The following is a 17,880-nucleotide window of genomic DNA, read 5'->3' as shown; positions in this document are numbered from 1 at the left end:
CTAAAGTTGAAAAAGATAAAGAGAAATCTTTCTCAAATAACTCTATGAAAACAAATGTACTGTCACACTATCTCCTTTATTGACCCCTTCTTTATGCTCAGCAATTTCTAATAATCCATCACTATCCACGAGGGTTTTTACTAGTCCTGATTTTCCTAGTACTGGGATAGCTATGTATTGCCCGTTCTCCTCCTGAAGCTTTACGCGAATAAAGTCCGTTCTTCCCGGAGCAGAAGGAATATTTTGACTTACAACAGCTGTTGCTGTATGTTTTACTCCTTCTTTTGCTTCTCCCTGTAAAAGGGAAAGGAGTTTTTTTCCAAATAACTGAAAAATAATCATTGCAGAAGCAGGGTGTCCAGGCAATCCTAAAATTGGCTTTCCTGAGGACATGGAAAAGATCGTCGGCTTTCCTGGCTTAATAGAGATTCCATGTACTAGAATTCCTGGCTCATTATCCCCCAATGATTCTATTACTTCAGTTGTATAATCACGCGTACCAACTGAACTACCACCCGATATTACTAAGACGTCACATTCCTCATATAGACTCTTTGCTTTTTCATAAAAGTCATCAAATTCATCTCTTGCAATGGAGGCTGTTTTCACTTTAAATCCCCACCCTTCTGCCAAAGAAGGGATGGTTATTCCATTGACGTCGCGAACTTTCCCCACGGGAATTACTTTCTCCTGAAATGGAACTATTTCATCTCCCGAAGATAAATAGCCTACAGTTAATTGTTTTTTTACCGTAACCGATGTTTTCCCCAAGGAAGCCAACGCCCCAAGCTCCTGAGGTCTTAAGCGTTTACCTTTAGGAATTAAGAGGTCTCCTAATCTTGCATCCTCTCCCCTAGAAATAATATTTTCATTTCTAGCAACGGTACGGTAAACATTAATCACATCTTCCATTGCTTCACAATCTTCTATCATCACAACGGAGTCACTGCCTTGAGGAAGCATACCACCAGTGGGAATATACATCGTTTGTCCACGTTCTAGACTCCTCTCAATGGATTTCCCCATTTTCACTTCTCCTATGCAATCAAGGAAAGCAGGCAGGGTTTCACTGGCTCCAAACGTATCCTTGGAGTTGACAGCATAACCATCAACAACCGATCTTGTAAAGCTAGGGACATCTTCTGTAGCAGTAACATCTTCCGCTAGAATACGATGCAAGCATGCTTGTAGAGGAATCTCTTCCACTTTGGTTGTAGGTTGTATTTCTGTTTCCATAAGTCTCATAACATTTTCTACTGATTGCACACGAAAAAATTTCATAAGAACCTCCATCTTAATTTTCGTCTTTTGTGGAAGAAACTTTCTCCATTACCCAAGTATAGTCTTCGGGGTAATTCATATTAAAAAAAGCTTCATTAATTTCCTTTTCACTAAAACCTATCTTAATAAGATCTCTTTCCGTTACTTCATATACAGAAATTCTATTTAATAAATCTTTTATTCTTAATCTATCTTGAGATAAACACTCCTCAACTGCAGGTAGAATGGATGAACGGTACATAGCAAATAATGGGTGCTGCCTTCCATTAATGGATGGAACTATGGCATCAACTGTAGACCCTTTCCCTAATTCAATAAAGGAGTTTACAATTTGATGATTAAAAAAAGGAAGGTCACAAGCAACAAAAATATTCCATTCACTCGAAGAGTGTAAAAGGCCAGAGTGAATACCTCCCAACGGACCTTTCCCAGGAAAAACATCCCCGGCCATTTCAAGATTTAAAAATTCATACGTCGGAAACTCGTTTGTTATAATCATTATTTTCTCCGTAACCTTTTTCAATTCCTGCGTAAGCCGTTGGATATTTTTCTCTCCATTAATATTTAGTAGTGCTTTGTTTGTACCCATTCGGCTAGACTGTCCTCCAGCCAAAATAATCCCTGTTATTTTGTACATATATTTCCCCTTTTTCTGCGCTCTAGTGGGATTCATCACCATAGCCCTCTTCTTGAGCCACGAAATCTAAGTGAAGCGTTTCGAGGTCTAGTAAACCAGCTTGTTTTTTCAAAAATGTTTTCTTCGTATCAATAAGTTTTATATAATTTCTACAAGACTTACATACTTCTATTTTTGAGGTTTCATCTTCTTGAACACCAATGTAAAAAAGGTTTTCGTGATTATCATTACCACAGTGGACACAAGACAATCTTTTTTGCTCCCATTGTGTCTCACACCTTGGGCAATATAGGATTTTTTGACCTTTATTTTCAAGCTTTGCTAATCTCGGTGGTTCACCACAACATGGACAAGTCCCCATAACATGTACATCTTGAATAAAAGAAACACACTTGCTGCTAATTAGTTGCAAAAATGGTCTTATTGCTTGTTCAGCAATGAAATGAGGTAACCACGGAGCGAGTGCATTGTTCTGTGCAAAATTATGAAAATATTCCGTATCAAATTTTATACTAGCCTTTACCCAATCTACTAATTGCTCATCCTTTAAATCTGAAACAACTTGTATAAGGGAATCCTCTATTTCTTTACTTTGATCTTTTAGGAAGGTACTAATAGTAATAACGGCTTCTTTGTACAGATTAGCAGGTACTGGCGTTGATGGCAGTTGCGGAAGTACGGGAATATCTAAATTTAAATCATCCTTTTTTATTTCAAGTTGTAATTCAGCTTCTATTCTTTCCTTTATCTTACTTTGTTCTTCCATAATACCTTTTTGTAATAATAAATAATCCTCTGATACAACATTCGGATTCATTGTTTCACCCCATAGATGTTAAAGTTTGTAATAGCTTACATCATTACTCTTATTATAGCTTTCTAACGGAAAGGCTGTCCATGCAGGACAGCCCATTATTTTACTTTATTGCTTAAAAAGTATATTAATGTACTAATTTTTTACTAAGCACCTTTAGATTTCTTCTTTTCCTCTACAATTTCGCCCTTTTCCACTAACTCATCATACCATTGACCATGATGTTCCTTAGCATAGCTTACTGGAACATCTCCTTTAATAATTCCTCTTAAGGAAGCTTTCGAGTTAGGGTGGAATGTACTCAAGAAGATATGGGCCACTACAGTCAACATGGCCAAACTAAACCCAACAACGTGAATTGTAATTCCCCACTGAACTACTGATTGAGAAAAATTGGCAGGGAACCATAAAATTAACCCAGACCCTATCAACATTAGTGTAGTAACAATAATTAATAAAGAGTTAAGCTTTTCACCTGCATTAAAGAAATCCTGCTTAGGTACCTTATCATTCCCTACAAAGAACTCCTTTGGGAAGGCAAGGAAGAAGGAAAAATCATTTTTCTTCCAAGTTAAAATCCGCTTTGTCCAATTTACTAAACCTTGACGATCAAAAATCAACAAAACGAAGAATGGTAACATAAAGAACACTGCAAAGATACGGTGAAGTAGTCTCGCTCCTTCTGGACCTCCAAAAACTGGGTATAAGAAGCTAAAGAAATCCGTATAGAGCGGTAAGGCAGTGATATAGAGAGCAAAGAAAGATATAGCTTGCACCCAATGAGAGACGATAAACCCCTTATTAAACCGGTGAACCATTTGTTCATTCTTTTGTGCTTTCATCTATATCGCCTCCTTCCTCATCATGACCGTGGCCTTTATTAAATAACTTGTTCGTAATAAATGCTGTAGCAACGGCCATAACCGTTCCACCTAGTGCCATTTTTCCTAATGGTTGAGCATAATCCTTCCAAATGACGGCAGAGGTTGGAACCTTCGGATTCACTGGTAAATCAAAGGCTTCTGGCCCTTCCGGTAATAAATAGAACATATTTGTTCCATCGACACCTGGAGGATCATAGATCATTGCATTAGGAAATTTTTCTTTAGCAATAGCTAAGCGTTCCTCTGCTAACTTTCTCATTTCCTCCTTCGTACCAAATACAATGGCATCTAATGGACACGTTTGGGAGCAGGCAGGAACTAGACCTTCATGAATACGGCTGTCACACATATCACATTTCTGTGCCCGCTGTACTATTTTTCCATCTTCATTTACATAGTCTGCTAGTGCTACAATTTCAAAAGGACAGTTGTATACACAGTAAGAGCAGCCTACACATTTTTCCTGATCAATGACAACGTTCCCCATGTCCGTAGTGGTAATGGCATTCTCAGGACATACTTTTTCACAAGCTGCATCCGTACAATGGAAGCATGCTTGGTGTCTAAATAACCATTCAAATCCTCCCGATGCTGTTTCAAATTCCTTCATTTGAAGAACGTTCCATGTTTTTCCGTCACATTTGTCGTGTGACTGATAGGTTCCGTTATATGCTTGCGTATCAATTGGAAGGTCATTCCAGTTTTTACATGCAACCATACATCCACGGCAGCCAGTACATATCGTTACATCTACAAATTTAGCATATGCCGTCATCCTTCAGCCCTCCTTACATTACAAAGGAATGCTTTGTATTCCGGTATCATTGTGTTTGCATCCCCGATATGAGGTGTTAAATAGTTAGCGATAGACCCCTTCGCAATTCCTTGATAACCATAATGCCAAGGCATTCCTAAGTGGTGTACCTTTTGACCTTGAATCTCGTATGGTCTAAATCGTTTCGTAATCATTGCATAAGCTTCGATTTCACCACGGGCAGAAGAAACAATTACTTTATCCTTTTCTTTAATTCCCTTTTCTGCAGCAAGTTCTTCACTAAGCTCAACGAACATATATGGCATTAATTCAGCAAGCCACTTATTGTTACGCGTCATTGGTCCTGTTTGCCAATGCTCTGACAGGCGATAAGTTGTTCCAATAATAGGGAAATCCTTCGCATCTCCCTTATCATTGTAATCACCAGTCCAAATACGTGCTGCTGGGTTAAGTTGAACACTAGAAAATGCGTTTGGTACCGGACTTTCATAAGGCTCATAATGTTCAGGGAATGGACCATCAGTCATTCCATTTGTGAACAGTTCACCCTTACCATCTGGACGCATAATAAACGGATTTTTCCACCCTGGATCTGTTGGACCAGTAGCTGCACCAAAGTCAGGTACATCGTGACCAACCCAACTTCCTGCTGCATTATCCCACCAAATAACTTCATTATTCGAGTTCCACGGTTTACCTTCTAGATCTGCAGAAGCACGATTGTAAAGAATTCGACGGTTTAGAGGCCATGCATAAGACCAATTTAAATAGTTATTCATGCCAGTATCTACATTGTCACGGTTCTTAGATCTGTTCTTTTCTTCCCCTGGAGCTGCATCAGGATAGAATCCGGAATAGATCCAATTACCGCTTGATGTTGTACCATCATCTTTTAATTGGGTGAAGTTTAGAATTGTTTTTCCTGTAGTTAAGTCATAGCCGTTAATTTCTCTACAAACTAAATCTACATCAGGATAGTCTCCATCGCCAAAGCTCCAATCTAGCGCTTTAAATGGTGCAGCAATAGGGCCGTTTTCACTAGCATATAAAGCTTTTAATCTTCTTGCTAGATTGTGAACAAACCATGCATCTGATCTTGAATCATTTTTAGGTTCAATAGCTTTCCAACGGTATTGCATCCAGCGTCCACTGTTAGATACGGAACCTTCTTTTTCATACGGTCCAGCTGCTGGTAAGAAGAATACTTCTGTATTGATCTTGGATGGATCTGCGCCTGATTCCTTTGTCCAAAACGTAGCTGTTTCTGTTTCGAAAAGATCCATACATACGAACCAATCTAGCTTTTCCATGGCAGCTTTTTCTTTTCGAACATTCGGACCACCAACAATGGGGTTTTGTCCCCATGTAATGAAGCCTTTAATGTCTCCATCATACATTGCCTCAAAAAGGGCTATGTGGGAGTTATTTCTTCTCGATTTAGGAAAATAGTCATACAAAAAGTCATTTTCAGGTGTTGCATTATCACCAAAATGAGCTTTAAAAAAGCTTGCCATAAACTTAGGTCGATTAGACCAGTATCCAGATGCTGGTGTTTCATTTTCGTTATAAGCAGCTAACGATTTGTGACGTTCACTTTGAGTTGGTGCAGGGTTATATCCTGGCATGATATGGAAAAGCAAAGCCATATCCGTAGATCCTTGAACGTTTGCCTCCCCACGCATGGCATTTACCCCGCCCCCAGCACGACCAACGTTACCAAGAAGCAATTGAAGCATCCCATAAGCTCGGACGTTTTGAGAGCCTACCGTATGCTGAGTTGTACCCATGGCGTACATGATGGTTCCAACCTTTTCTGGAGTTCCTGTGCTACAGAAAGCATCTGCAACCTTAATAAAGTCCTCTTTGGGTGTCCCTGTTACCGCACAAACAGTATCTACATCATATCTTTCATAATGCTCTTTCATTACATTCCACACACAGCGTGGATCTTTTAGTGTCTCATCCTTCAAAATGTTTCCATCTTCATCACGCTTAAAAGTCCATGTGGAACGGTCATAGTTCCGAGTATCTTCGTTATAGCCTGAGAATATTCCATCTTTAAACTTATAATCATCATGAACAATGAAACTAGCATTTGTATAATTTACAACATATTCCTTATGATAAAGTTCATTATCAATGGCGTATTTTATAAGGCCAGAAATAAATGGAATGTCTGTTCCAGAACGCATGGGAGCGTAAATATCTGCTTTTGATGATGTTCTTGTGAATCTTGGATCAACAGAAATTAGTTTTCCCCCACGATCCCGTGCCTTTTGTACATACTTCATACTGACTGGGTGGTTTTCCGCAGGGTTACCACCAATTACGAGCATTGCATCACTATACTGAATATCAATCCAGTGATTTGTCATTGCGCCTCGACCAACCGTAGGTGCCAGACCGGCAACCGTAGAGGAGTGTCATATCCTCGCCTGGTGCTCAATAAATGTAAGCCCTAGTCCGCGCATTAACTTTTGAATCATATAGCACTCTTCATTTTCTAAGGCAGCCCCCCCCATACTTGCAATTGCTTCTGTACGGTTAACAGGGATACCATCTTCATTTACAACAAAAGTACTGTCTCGTGTTTCTTTTACTTTTTCAGCAATTCGATCAAGCATCCAATCCCATTCTTTTTCTTCCCAGCGGTCGCTCCCAGGTGCACGGTACATTGGTTTCTTTGGTCTTCTATCCGTCGTGTACAAGTCACGCACAGAAGAGCCTTTGCTGCATAATGATCCCTGATTAATTGGATGATCAGGGTCCCCCTCAGAATAAACCACGTCATTATCCTTAACATGAATTAAAATTCCACAACCAACTGAGCAGTACGGACAAATTGTCGGTGTTACATCCGTACGGGCTGTTTTTAATTCTTTAGCTGCCGCTTTCGCTTTATGCGGATCAAACCCTAGTTCCACAATTGCTAACGTGGCTGCAGTTGCACCAGACAATTTCAAAAATTGCCTTCGTGAAACTTCAAACATGAAACACTCCCCCTTAAATAATAAAAGTTTAAATATATGATCAACCATCTTTATAGAGATGGATATCACCCTTAATGAATAACTACAGTGAATTAGTAATGCTGTTTTGTCGTTTTGTACTCTCGACTCCAGCGTTGCCCACGGAACCAGGATGGTGACATTACGCCGTTGCCTACAAGCGGGACCTGAGACGGATTCGAGAGATAACATTAATGCCATTTTCATACTCTATGGTGAAATATTTTACTTGCATGGAGGTCTATTTAAATTTTTATCAAACCTTAGAAATCGCTTTCAGATCGTTTATTACATTTCCATTGTTCGTGTAGACAACGGCCACCTTTCCCCTTATGTAGCCCACCACTTCTATACCTAAGAATTTGGCGAGCTGTACCGCTTGTTTTGTAGCAGCTGTCCTGCTCCCTACAATTTCAAATCCAAATCTAGCTGTTTTAGCGAGCATTTCATAGGAAATTCTTCCAGTGGTTAGCAAGATTAACGTTTTTGGGTCGAGCTTCCTCTGTAATGCTGCACCGATAATTTTATCTACTGCATTGTGTCTTCCAATATCTTCTCTTACAGTTATTTCGCCATTTTCTTCAACAATACAAGCCCCGTGCATACCTCCAGTTGCGTTATACATTGGGGATGCTTTTGCAAATTCATGACGTTTTTTTAATAAATATGTTAATGGCATTTGTCGATTAGACTTTTGGATTTTTGGTAACTTCTTTACATCTGTCATAGAGAAAAAAGTAACACCATTTCCACACCCAGCAGTAATGTACTTTTTACGTTTTAACATAGGTGTCACTTCCACATCCCCACCTAATTGAACGTATATTTTCCCTTCTAATAACGAGATCTCTACCACATCTTCTGCTTGATCAATTATTCCTTCCGTAAATAAATGACCATAAGTCCAATCAATTAAATCATTATTTGTTAGCTGGTAAGTTGCCAGCTCTTCTCCATTTACATAGAGGCTAATTGGATATTCCTCTGGACAAAAAGTTCTCAAAGATATCACCCCATTCTAAATTGGATATAATTTAGAACACTAATTAAACTAAATTACATTATTAAATTAATAAGTTTTAAATTAAAAATCTGTAACGTTTCTCACACTTGTGAAAAAAGTACACATTTAAAAAATTTGTGAATCATTCAACAAAGTATCTAACAAAGACCTCTTTCCTTATGTAAAAGTGGTTAGATTCAACGTTTTATCTTATGTGTAGAATTAATATTTCACAAAATTCTATTGATAAAAAGCTCTTGTTGTGAAGTGTTGAGCATATTTAATTCACAAAGTGTTCATTATTTTTTCTATGAATTTATTTCATTTTTTAACCAGTGTATACTAGAAATAGAATTGGTCAGTAAATAAATTAAAGGGGCTGTAATGATGGAGTATAAAATGACTTTAATTACAATAATCACATTATTAACACTTACTGTCTCCTACGCCCTACTATTTGATAGAGAAACAAAAAATTCCTTATACCATATTGATCATTTACAAGGCAATTTATATAATGAGAGGCTCCTGCCGACTACTGAACATTTTACAAATAGAGGTAGCGTTGCCATCCCCGACTTAGACGCCATTAAAGATAAATGGAGTGGTAATTCCATTGAACCAAAATATTGGGGAGAAAGAGTACCTGGAGTAATGAACAGAATGGACACGGATGAAAGGGTTATTGCCCTGACCTTTGATGCTTGTGGAGGAGTTTACGGCAGTGGTTATGATGAAAAGTTAATTAATTTTTTGAGAAAAGAAGAAATCCCAGCTACTTTGTTTATTAATGCACGTTGGATCAAGGAAAATAAGGAAGTCTTTTTAGAATTGAGTAATGATTCCCTTTTCCAAATTGAAAACCATGGTACAGAACATCTTCCTTTATCTTTAAAGGGAGGTACTGCATGGGGGATTATGGGTACAACAGGAGTAGAGGAGGTTATACGGGAGGTAATGGGTAACCAAGAGTTGATCTACTCCTTGACAGGAAATGTTCCAAATTATTATAGATCTGGAACAGCTTATTATGATGAGATTGCTGTAGAAATAGTTGGCGACCTAGGTTTAACCGTTGTTAATTATGATATTTTAGGGGACGCGGGAGCAACATATAACAGTACACAAGTAAGGAATGCACTATTAAATGCTAACCCAGGTTCCATAGCACTACTCCATATGAATCAACCTGCCAGTGGTACAGCAGTCGGGGTTATGGAAGCTATTCCACTCCTTCGAGAACAAGGATTTACCTTTGTTACACTAAGTGAATTTGATTTAACGGAATAACTTTGTTCTAATAAAAAAGCCTAACAAAAGAACATTATGGCTTGGATACGCTACAAAGCTAAGTTTGCAAATGGGGTTGCAACGAGTAATCACAGGAGCAGGGGAAGAGGCTTTGCCTCCTTCCACTTCTCCAAGCTTGTTACAAAATAAACAAAGTTTACAAAAACAGCCTTTTTTATATGGTTTAAATATTAATTAGGCATGACCCATACTATTTCTTGGATGCGTATAAAAAAAGATGCTTCCTTCGATTGTAAGCAAATATGATCTGGCTTTACATCTGCTAATTTCCCCCTTATGCTGCCTTTACTAGTTTCCACGACTATAGACTTCCCTAAAATTGACTGTAATGTTTGCACTAAAAAAGGGTCATATAATGATACATATTCCACATCTGCCCCATGTCTGTCTTCTCGACCATGTGAGTAATGTTGCTGGTCGTACATAAGTAAACCCCCTTCTTTTAATCTAGACCAATGTCATTGTATGCCCAGTAGATTTTTTATGTGTGGGCTCTCAGAAAAGGTGGGAAGTAGGACGTATCAATAAAGGTATGTTCGTGAAACCTAACAAATATGCTTATTTGTTATAAATGTTTCGTTTTCTTCCGTTTATCCATTATAATGAAGACATCTAACTTAATGACAAGCTAATCGTTTTTAGTAACGTTTGAGGTGAAAATTATGGAACATAAAAAGAAAATTTTATTTATTTCAGGTGGTTTACTCCTTGCCCTGCTATCATTTACCTTGATTATTTTATATGAAAATGATCCAACCCAAGACCCCCCCCCATCAAGCGTTGGTGAACTTCCTGGGTCAAATGATGGAGAGACCGGAGCGGCACCAAACAACATGGATTCCATCAACATTACGGATGAGAGTAACGAGGATGTGGAATCAACAATTGGAAACAGCTCGTCTGACAAGGAAGAACTTCAACAGTTTGCAAGGGAAGCTATAGAGTCAGTTAACTTAAACACGTCTTTATCTGAACCAAGTGAACGGTCTTTTTTTGAACATGCTCGGCTAAATCAGTATTATATTAGCTTGATGGGGAATCGTCTATCAGAAGATGAAGAAATGGAAGATGAGGCTGATTGGATAGCAAAGGAACACATAGCTTGGATTGAAATAGCTAAAGAAAGTGGGGGATTCCATTATTCCGAAGCCAACTTTAAGGAGTTTATTTCCACCAATAACTTTATTGAAGAAGACGACATTGCAACAGCCATCCTCCTTAATGAATTAAAGGAATATAACGAGACCCTATATATTCGTCATTTAGAATATCAATATATTAAGCCTTATATTTGGGATAGTATTCAAGGAGAGTTCAAAGAACAACACAGCCAAAACAGTAACGAGTCCGATGAAGATTATATGTTCCGCCTTTATCGTGAATTTGAATCCAAAGTTATTGATTACCTCATAGATAGATACCCTGAATTATCAGGTGATAATTAACGTTAAAGAGGTTATCTCAAAGGTAAATTTTTCACCTTATGGGATAACCTCTTTTTAAGGTGAATATAGTGAAAAGTCTATATAAAAAACGGCTTTTTCAGAAGACTCTGTTTGATCTATAATTTTAATTTGAGCTTCTTCATTGAAATCAATATCATTTGTTTTGAAAGAGACAATAATTAATCCACCGCTCCCCTTAATTTCTTTATAGGCTGGTTTTACAGCTTTATTATTCTGCAAGAAAATTATTTCGTGTAACATTCCATTATTTTCATTAAAACGAACACCAAAAGAAAGATATTGATCCATTAATGCTTCTTTCGCCTCGGCGGCATGAATCCGCCTCCCAAATTTAAAATAAGTCTTCTTTGCCTGTTTATTTACTATCAATTCTGGAGTTTGAATATAGGCAAATGAAATATTTTTCATTTCTCTAGACTGATCCATAGGTAAAATGAAATCGTCCAATGTTCTTAAGGAATGAATCCCTGAATTAATTATTTCATCTATTTCCATGTTTTCGAGGAAATAATAGTAGTTTTCATCTTTAAAAGTATTCATTACATTCACAGATGAATACTTTTGGATAGAAAGTATTCCTTCTTCATTAGGTAGAAAAATAAATAGAATCAGACTAATAAAAGTAATCATTATAGTTGCACTTATAAACATTTGTTTCAGCAAAACGCATCCCGCCCTCCCTACTATTATACAAGGAACGACAGAATTTTCAGCCTTTAAAATAAAAAAATACTTTATCTACGCGTTTAGACAAAGTAACTTTTTAAATTAAAAATGGAATCTCTTATCTTTCAAAGAAAACTTTGCAGGATTTAGCACCATGCCAATTATAATCGCTGGTTGCCGGGCTTCAAAGGGCCAGTCCCTCCGCCACTCTCGATAAGAGAAAAAAATAGAGTGAGGTTGTCAGGCGTATGAATTCAAGATTAAAATTAGAATTATTTGAATATTAACACTTTTATTCAGATAAGTCAATAGTCTATCGAGAAAATACAATCTATTTACTGGTTTTAGGATTTATAGTGAGGTCCATCACTGAACGATATTTATTTGTTTGTTTTAATCTAATAAAGGTGGTGAAATGTTATGGAATTTTATTCTCTTTTAAGTAAACATTATGATAATATTTTCCAAACAAATACTAAAGCTATTTCATTTATAGAAAAATATATCCCGAATAAGGAATCTTTTTTATTGTTAGACTTAGCTGCTGGGACAGGGGCAGAGGCAATTGAATTTGCTAAAAAAGGCAATCGTGTTTTAGCAACCGATAATAGTCCTGAAATGGTTGAAAAAATAAAAGAAAAGGGATTATCCCATTCCCCTTCTATCGAAACTTCCATACTTGATATGAGAAAAGTTTCTAAGCTAGCCCCTCATTCTTTCAATATTATTTATTGTATTGGAAATTCCTTTGTCCATTTGGATAATTATAAGGAAATGACTGATGTATTAAATGATTGTTACGATCGTCTAAAAGCAGGTGGTAAGCTTATAATACAAATCGTAAACTACGATAGGATTTTAGGAGAAGATATAACTGAGCTACCATTAATAAAGAATGAAGAAACAGGTGTTCAATTTGAACGGTTTTATCGAAGGGGCCATGAGAAAATAGTCTTCAAAGGGAAACTAACAATTTCAAAAGATGGTGAAACGAATGTATATACAAGCTCTACCACACTTTTGCCTATAACAAAGGAGCAATTTAAGGATATTGTGGCAGCATCTCACTTCACAAATATGGAAATTTTCGGTACCTTCCTTGGAGACAAATATACTACGAGTTCCCCTGCGCTAGTTGCAGTTCTGTTAAAAGAATAATATAGGGAAATAATTGGTGAAACAAAAGATTAAAACATACCTTTTGTTTCACCCACTATTTCTTTAGGAAACTACTGTTCATCCAAAATTTTTAGCATTAAATCGGGTCTATCTGTGATAATACCGTCTGCACCTAATTCAATTAATTCTCTCATGGTTTCTTCATCGTTAATGGTCCAATAATGGACCTCCATTCCACGTCGTGCTGCACCACGAAGAAGGTTGGAATCCTTCAGATTAAAAATACTTTCTTCTGTTGGGATTTGAACAGCGTCCACTTTAGGACGGTACAAGCTATTTAAAAATAACTTATGGAAGATAACAAATTTTGTTACCTCCTGCCTTCCACCACTAACCGCTAACCTTCCATTAGATATTTCAGTAAACTTATCATTAATATTCTGATCAAAGGAGGCAATTAGTATTTGATCCTCTAACCCGTATTCTTGAATCAAACTCCAGAGGTTTTCCGTCATAGACATATACAGCTCCGGGTCATTTGTTTTCTTCACTTCAATAACCATCTTCATATCGGAGAATTCTTCAAAGATCTCCTCTACCGTTGGAATCGTTATTCCTTGTCCACGAAAACTATATTCCCCATTTAAATCCTGAAAGTAATCTGCTGCGTCTAAAGCCTTTATTTCTTCTAATGTAAGATCATTTACACGTCCAGTACCATCGGTTGTCCGATCCACTGTATTATCATGGATCGCAACTAAATGTCCATCCTTCGTCTTGTGAATATCAAACTCAATTACATCTACCCCCATATCCCTCGCCATTTCGAAAGCAACCATTGTATTAGAAGGAGCTAGATGTTCCCCTCCTTGGTGAGCAATCACTAATGGTCGATCCCCTTCCCTTTCAAAAAATGGCTTTACCGGCCTTTCTGAAACGGGAAATAGATAAATAGCAGTCCAAACCAATAAAATAAACCCTAAAATAATACCAACCCGCTGCAGAACTTTTTTCTTTCTTGGCGAAGAGTTTACTCTTACCACTGATATTTTCATGATACTCCCCTTTTCATATAAGTAGATATACTTTAACTATATAATCTTTTTTTTACTGCTAGTACCTTGTCCTACTTCTTCTATTATCATTGGAAATTTTAATACATGGTGAGTTTTAGGCTACCTAAAATCGATTGATTGAAAACATAGACATATCAATGTAAGTATCTTGTTTTGTCACCATCTGACTCAAAGCCTCACCAATTCCACTGGCAAATTTAAAACCATGACCGGAAAAACCAGCTGCAATAATTACATTTTTGTTGTGAGGGTGATGATCAACAATAAAGTGTTCATCAGGTGTTAATGTATACATACAGACACTTCCCTTTTTCAGACTTCCAGCAGCTTCTGGCATATTTGTCTCTAAGAAACTTCTTAAGTCACCTTCATCTTCTGGAAATGCACCAAATTCTCGATTTATATTATCTGGATCTACCGAATCCCCCCCATCATGTCTCCCCACTTTTACTCCTGAACCACGGAAACTTGGAAACCCGTAATACGTTCCAGTAGGAAGAGTATAGGAATATGCAGGAAATTGATCAGCACTGAATAGCTTCTCCTCACTATTAAACCAAGCAACAGTTTTACGAGTTGGGGTTAAGGGGAGGTCAATTCCAGTTTGGGCGAATAACTTCTTCCCCCATGCTCCAGCAGTTATTATTAACTTCTGCCCGTGAAAGGTTTGAGCTTTTGTTTGAACTTTAATATTTCCTTCATTAACTTCAATCTTCTCCACAGAAGTATTAGAAAGGATTTCCCCTCCATATCTCGCGGCAAGCTTTACATATTCTCGAATACAATGTTCACTGTACAAAACACCTGAAGTCGGTTCGAACGTTCCCACATAGCCTTCAGGGGGAGTCATCCCTTTCCAGCGATAAGAGATTTCCTTTTTGTCTAACAATTCTATAGGCAATTCATATTTATGAGCACTTTTCTCTATTTCCTTTATAAAACTCGAGTTATTTTCTCCCACACAAAGTACGCCCGTCTGCTCAAAAAGTTTCCTATTTGCTTCATGCTCCAACTCCTTCCAAAGCTGTTGTGACCTTAAGGCTAATGGTACATAATTACTCCCCTCACCATATGCATGTCTAATGATTCGAGTATCGCCATGATGACTCCCATATGTATGGGGAGGGTCAAAAGCATCAATTAACAGAGTTTGAAGACCCTGTTTTGCCAAAAAATAACCAGCAGCACTTCCCATGGAACCGGCTCCTATAATAATACAATCATAAAACTTATTCATTGAAAACACCCCACAAATAATAATTCTCTATAGCTCATTTTAACAGTACTCTTTGTGAAACTATATGTAAATTAAAAACATGAGTTTTATATTTTCCTTTGTTTTTTCTCTCTGTACATCCCCCCTCACCCAATACAACATTTTCCATTTTTTATGATCACTCCTAAATACATAGGACTTCTCCAAAATGCAGAACATACCTTTATCAAAGTTATCCTTTCAGGAACTGTGACTCAAAATTACATATTAGTACTTTTTTTAAGGTCCAGTCATCACTTTAACTGAAAACAAAAAAGGAGGAGTATAAATGAATGAAACATGTTTTTACTGTGAAGAAGAAATTGAGGGTTATTTGAGGTTCGCTTCATTTGTTTACGAAAATGACCATGTGGAGAAACCTCTTTGCCAGCATTGTTACCATGAATGGCTTGAAGGTATAAAAAATTAAAGGATGTCTCAAAAGGTCGTTTTTTACCTTTTGAGACATCCTTACCTTTTTTCAGTCCCTTTTTATCCCTTTAATAAGTAAGGGTTTGCCAATCGTTATTTTGAGGGTTCCTTAGGGCCTCCAAAACAACCTGTGCATGATACCCATTGGAGAAAGTATATAGTTCTGCAGGTTCCCCTTTTATTCCTTTTATAAATTCATCAATTAATTGATTTCCTTCTATCGCTTCTAGCTGAATCTCTTGAAGGTCCTCACCATTTTTAGCTACAAACAGCTTTCTCCAACTGCGAATCATCATTGTTCCATTTGTTCCATAGATGGCAAATTCTAATTGTTCCTCACCACCAATATTACTCAAACCATCAATAAGTATGGGTGTACCATCCTCCAATTTCATTTCAGCTACTATTCCATTTTCACAAAGAGAAGGGTCCTCAGGAAACTGCAGGGTCGATTTTACCGCATCAATTTTTCCAAAAAAACGTTGAATTAGTTGAATCCAATGAACACCAACCTCTAAAATAAACCCTCCTTGCTCCCGACTAGCTACCCAGTTATTTTGTTGCCAAAGCCTTGGCCAATGGGGAAAATGCATTTTCAAATTTATTCTTCTCACATCACCAATAACATTGTCCTTTATTAGCTTTTCCAATTGGACGATACTATCTTGATAATTTAAAGGAAAGTGCATCGCGTTTACTAAGTTGGTCCCCTCAACTGCCTTTAACATTCTTTTCCCTTCTTCCACAGAATTAGCTAATGGTTTCTCACATAATAGATGTTTCCCTGCTGCAATAGCGTCCTTCACAATCTTTTCATGAAATTTTGGAGGAACAGCAACATAAACTGCATCAATATCCATAGCTTTAAGTACATCTTTATAGTACGTAAAGCTGTTCTCAACATGATATGTATCTTTTATATACTGAAGTCTTTCTATAGAAGTATCGCAAATGGATAATTTAATCTCCTCTTTGTTAAGAAACCCCTTTATTAGCCTTTCACCAACAGCACCTAACCCAATAACACCGATATGTATCATAAATTCTCACTCCATATAATCGTTTTTTAGTCTTTTCACTAAAGATGCAATATCTTCTCTAAAACGGGGAATAGTTAAAATAAGACAACAATGATTTGCATTTTACAATTTACAACATTACTAAAAGTAAAGCAATAATAAGGAATGATTGGATGACGAAGAAAATTGCTTGGGTAACCGACAGTACAGCATATATAACGAAGGAATTAGCTGAACATCCAGATGTTTATATCCTTCCCATCAATATAACATTTGACCAAGATACCTACGAAGATGGTGTGAACTTAACGACAGATATTCTGTACAAACGTATTCGTGAGGAAAAAACCGTTCCAAAAACTTCCCAGCCTTCAGTTGGTAAATTTGCCGAGCTTTATGAGAAATTAAAAACAGAATATGACCACGCTATTGCTGTCCATATTTCAGGGAAGCTAAGTGGTACAATCGATAGCTCAACGCAAGGAAAAAACATAGCAGAGTTTGAAGTTGAAATCGTTGACTCTAAATGTATGTCCTATGCTATAACAACTCTTATTGAAAAAGGCATGCACCTTGCAGAAGAGGGAAAACCTTATGTTGAAATTGCAGAAACCTTAAGAGAAGAAGCAAGTCAATCTGAAAACTATATCCTACTAGGAAACTTAGAGCAATTTTATAAAGGTGGAAGAATGTCTGGTGCCCAATACCTATTAGGAAATATTCTGCAGATAAAGCCGATAATTCGTATCAATACACAAACCGGAGAATTTGAATTATTTGAGCGAGTTCGCTCTGAAAAGAAAGCTGTCAAAAGACTAATAGAATTGTTAAAGAAATCCTATGAGGAAAATATTATACAACAGGTAGAAATTATGCACGGAAATGTTATAACAAAGGCAAATGGTTTAAAACAGAAAATCCAACAAGAACTACCTGATATTAATATTGTTGTGGGGGAAATAAGCTCAACTATCGCAGCACATGCCGGGGAAGGAACTGTTGCATTAATATGGCATAAAGAAGGAACAAAATAATAGCTATAGGAGCATTCCTGTAAGAAAGAAATTTGAGAGTTGAACAAAAAAAGAGCCCCTTGGTATCATACGAGGTGTCCGCAGCTGATCAGCACTAAGG

17 protein-coding genes and 1 riboswitch are annotated in these 17,880 nt (G+C 37.2%); of the genes, 5 read left to right on the top strand and 12 right to left on the bottom strand.

Annotated features, from left to right (window positions below; translation table 11 throughout):
* Nucleotides 1-42 precede the first annotated feature (42 nt).
* From J2S74_RS11020 to fdhD, 7 genes are all read right to left on the bottom strand, one after another.
* The gene (locus tag J2S74_RS11020) at nucleotides 43-1,281 is read right to left on the bottom strand and encodes a molybdopterin molybdotransferase MoeA (protein WP_307325462.1); all 1,239 of its coding nucleotides are present in this window, start codon (nucleotides 1,279-1,281) and stop codon (nucleotides 43-45) included.
* A gap of 13 nt (nucleotides 1,282-1,294) precedes the next feature.
* On the bottom strand, nucleotides 1,295-1,918 hold the full coding sequence (gene mobA, locus J2S74_RS11015; RefSeq protein WP_307325459.1) for a molybdenum cofactor guanylyltransferase: 624 nt from the start codon (nucleotides 1,916-1,918) through the stop codon (nucleotides 1,295-1,297).
* A 22-nt stretch (nucleotides 1,919-1,940) separates the two neighbouring features.
* On the bottom strand, nucleotides 1,941-2,735 hold the full coding sequence (locus J2S74_RS11010; protein WP_307325457.1) for a formate dehydrogenase accessory protein FdhE: 795 nt from the start codon (nucleotides 2,733-2,735) through the stop codon (nucleotides 1,941-1,943).
* A gap of 143 nt (nucleotides 2,736-2,878) precedes the next feature.
* A complete protein-coding gene (locus J2S74_RS11005; RefSeq protein WP_307325455.1) occupies nucleotides 2,879-3,574 on the bottom strand; it encodes a formate dehydrogenase subunit gamma in 696 nt (231 codons plus the stop codon).
* Entirely contained in the window at nucleotides 3,555-4,391 is an 837-nt protein-coding gene (locus J2S74_RS11000; protein ID WP_307325452.1) for a 4Fe-4S dicluster domain-containing protein, read from the bottom strand. Before J2S74_RS11000 ends, J2S74_RS11005 begins: the two co-directional genes overlap by 20 nt.
* Entirely contained in the window at nucleotides 4,388-7,381 is a 2,994-nt protein-coding gene (fdnG, locus tag J2S74_RS10995; RefSeq protein WP_307325447.1) for a formate dehydrogenase-N subunit alpha, read from the bottom strand. Before fdnG ends, J2S74_RS11000 begins: the two co-directional genes overlap by 4 nt.
* A gap of 274 nt (nucleotides 7,382-7,655) precedes the next feature.
* Complete coding sequence (gene fdhD / locus J2S74_RS10990; RefSeq protein ID WP_307325444.1) at nucleotides 7,656-8,411, bottom strand: formate dehydrogenase accessory sulfurtransferase FdhD; 756 nt, start codon at nucleotides 8,409-8,411, stop codon at nucleotides 7,656-7,658.
* A gap of 375 nt (nucleotides 8,412-8,786) precedes the next feature.
* Here fdhD and J2S74_RS10985 point away from each other — a divergent pair, with 375 nt between their 5' ends.
* Nucleotides 8,787-9,692 (top strand): polysaccharide deacetylase family protein, encoded by a 906-nt coding sequence (locus J2S74_RS10985; protein ID WP_307325441.1) that lies wholly within the window; start codon nucleotides 8,787-8,789, stop codon nucleotides 9,690-9,692.
* 191 nt (nucleotides 9,693-9,883) lie between these two features.
* Here the strand turns inward: J2S74_RS10985 and J2S74_RS10980 are convergent, their stop codons facing one another.
* Complete coding sequence (locus tag J2S74_RS10980; RefSeq protein WP_307325438.1) at nucleotides 9,884-10,138, bottom strand: YuzF family protein; 255 nt, start codon at nucleotides 10,136-10,138, stop codon at nucleotides 9,884-9,886.
* A 237-nt stretch (nucleotides 10,139-10,375) separates the two neighbouring features.
* Here J2S74_RS10980 and J2S74_RS10975 point away from each other — a divergent pair, with 237 nt between their 5' ends.
* The gene (locus J2S74_RS10975; RefSeq protein WP_307325435.1) at nucleotides 10,376-11,158 is read left to right on the top strand and encodes a hypothetical protein; all 783 of its coding nucleotides are present in this window, start codon (nucleotides 10,376-10,378) and stop codon (nucleotides 11,156-11,158) included.
* Between the two features lie 54 nt (nucleotides 11,159-11,212).
* On the opposite strand, the gene J2S74_RS10970 is transcribed toward J2S74_RS10975, so the two are convergent.
* Nucleotides 11,213-11,842, bottom strand: coding sequence for a hypothetical protein (locus J2S74_RS10970; protein WP_307325433.1), 630 nt, complete (start codon nucleotides 11,840-11,842; stop codon nucleotides 11,213-11,215).
* A gap of 118 nt (nucleotides 11,843-11,960) precedes the next feature.
* A riboswitch (SAM riboswitch) is annotated at nucleotides 11,961-12,065 on the bottom strand.
* 200 nt (nucleotides 12,066-12,265) lie between these two features.
* Here J2S74_RS10970 and J2S74_RS10965 point away from each other — a divergent pair.
* Entirely contained in the window at nucleotides 12,266-13,003 is a 738-nt protein-coding gene (locus J2S74_RS10965) for a class I SAM-dependent methyltransferase (RefSeq protein ID WP_307325430.1), read from the top strand.
* Between the two features lie 71 nt (nucleotides 13,004-13,074).
* On the opposite strand, the gene J2S74_RS10960 is transcribed toward J2S74_RS10965, so the two are convergent.
* Nucleotides 13,075-14,019: a glycerophosphodiester phosphodiesterase family protein gene (locus J2S74_RS10960; RefSeq protein WP_307325428.1), complete on the bottom strand. Its 945-nt coding sequence runs from the start codon at nucleotides 14,017-14,019 to the stop codon at nucleotides 13,075-13,077.
* Between the two features lie 124 nt (nucleotides 14,020-14,143).
* The gene (solA, locus tag J2S74_RS10955; RefSeq protein WP_307325426.1) at nucleotides 14,144-15,277 is read right to left on the bottom strand and encodes an N-methyl-L-tryptophan oxidase; all 1,134 of its coding nucleotides are present in this window, start codon (nucleotides 15,275-15,277) and stop codon (nucleotides 14,144-14,146) included.
* 307 nt (nucleotides 15,278-15,584) lie between these two features.
* On the opposite strand from solA, the gene J2S74_RS10950 reads away from it, so the two are divergent.
* Nucleotides 15,585-15,725 carry a hypothetical protein gene (locus J2S74_RS10950; RefSeq protein WP_307325423.1) on the top strand — a complete coding sequence of 47 codons (141 nt, stop codon included), beginning with the start codon at nucleotides 15,585-15,587 and terminating at the stop codon, nucleotides 15,723-15,725.
* A 70-nt stretch (nucleotides 15,726-15,795) separates the two neighbouring features.
* On the opposite strand, the gene J2S74_RS10945 is transcribed toward J2S74_RS10950, so the two are convergent.
* Nucleotides 15,796-16,767 (bottom strand): Gfo/Idh/MocA family protein, encoded by a 972-nt coding sequence (locus J2S74_RS10945; protein ID WP_307325420.1) that lies wholly within the window; start codon nucleotides 16,765-16,767, stop codon nucleotides 15,796-15,798.
* 152 nt (nucleotides 16,768-16,919) lie between these two features.
* Between J2S74_RS10945 and J2S74_RS10940 the strand changes: the two genes are divergently transcribed.
* On the top strand, nucleotides 16,920-17,780 hold the full coding sequence (locus J2S74_RS10940) for a DegV family protein (protein WP_307325417.1): 861 nt from the start codon (nucleotides 16,920-16,922) through the stop codon (nucleotides 17,778-17,780).
* The last annotated feature ends 100 nt before the right edge of the window (nucleotides 17,781-17,880 follow it).

Source organism: Evansella vedderi (genome assembly GCF_030813435.1).
Lineage (GTDB): Bacteria > Bacillota > Bacilli > Bacillales > Salisediminibacteriaceae > Evansella > Evansella vedderi.
This window is presented reverse-complemented; position numbering and strand designations above follow the sequence as displayed.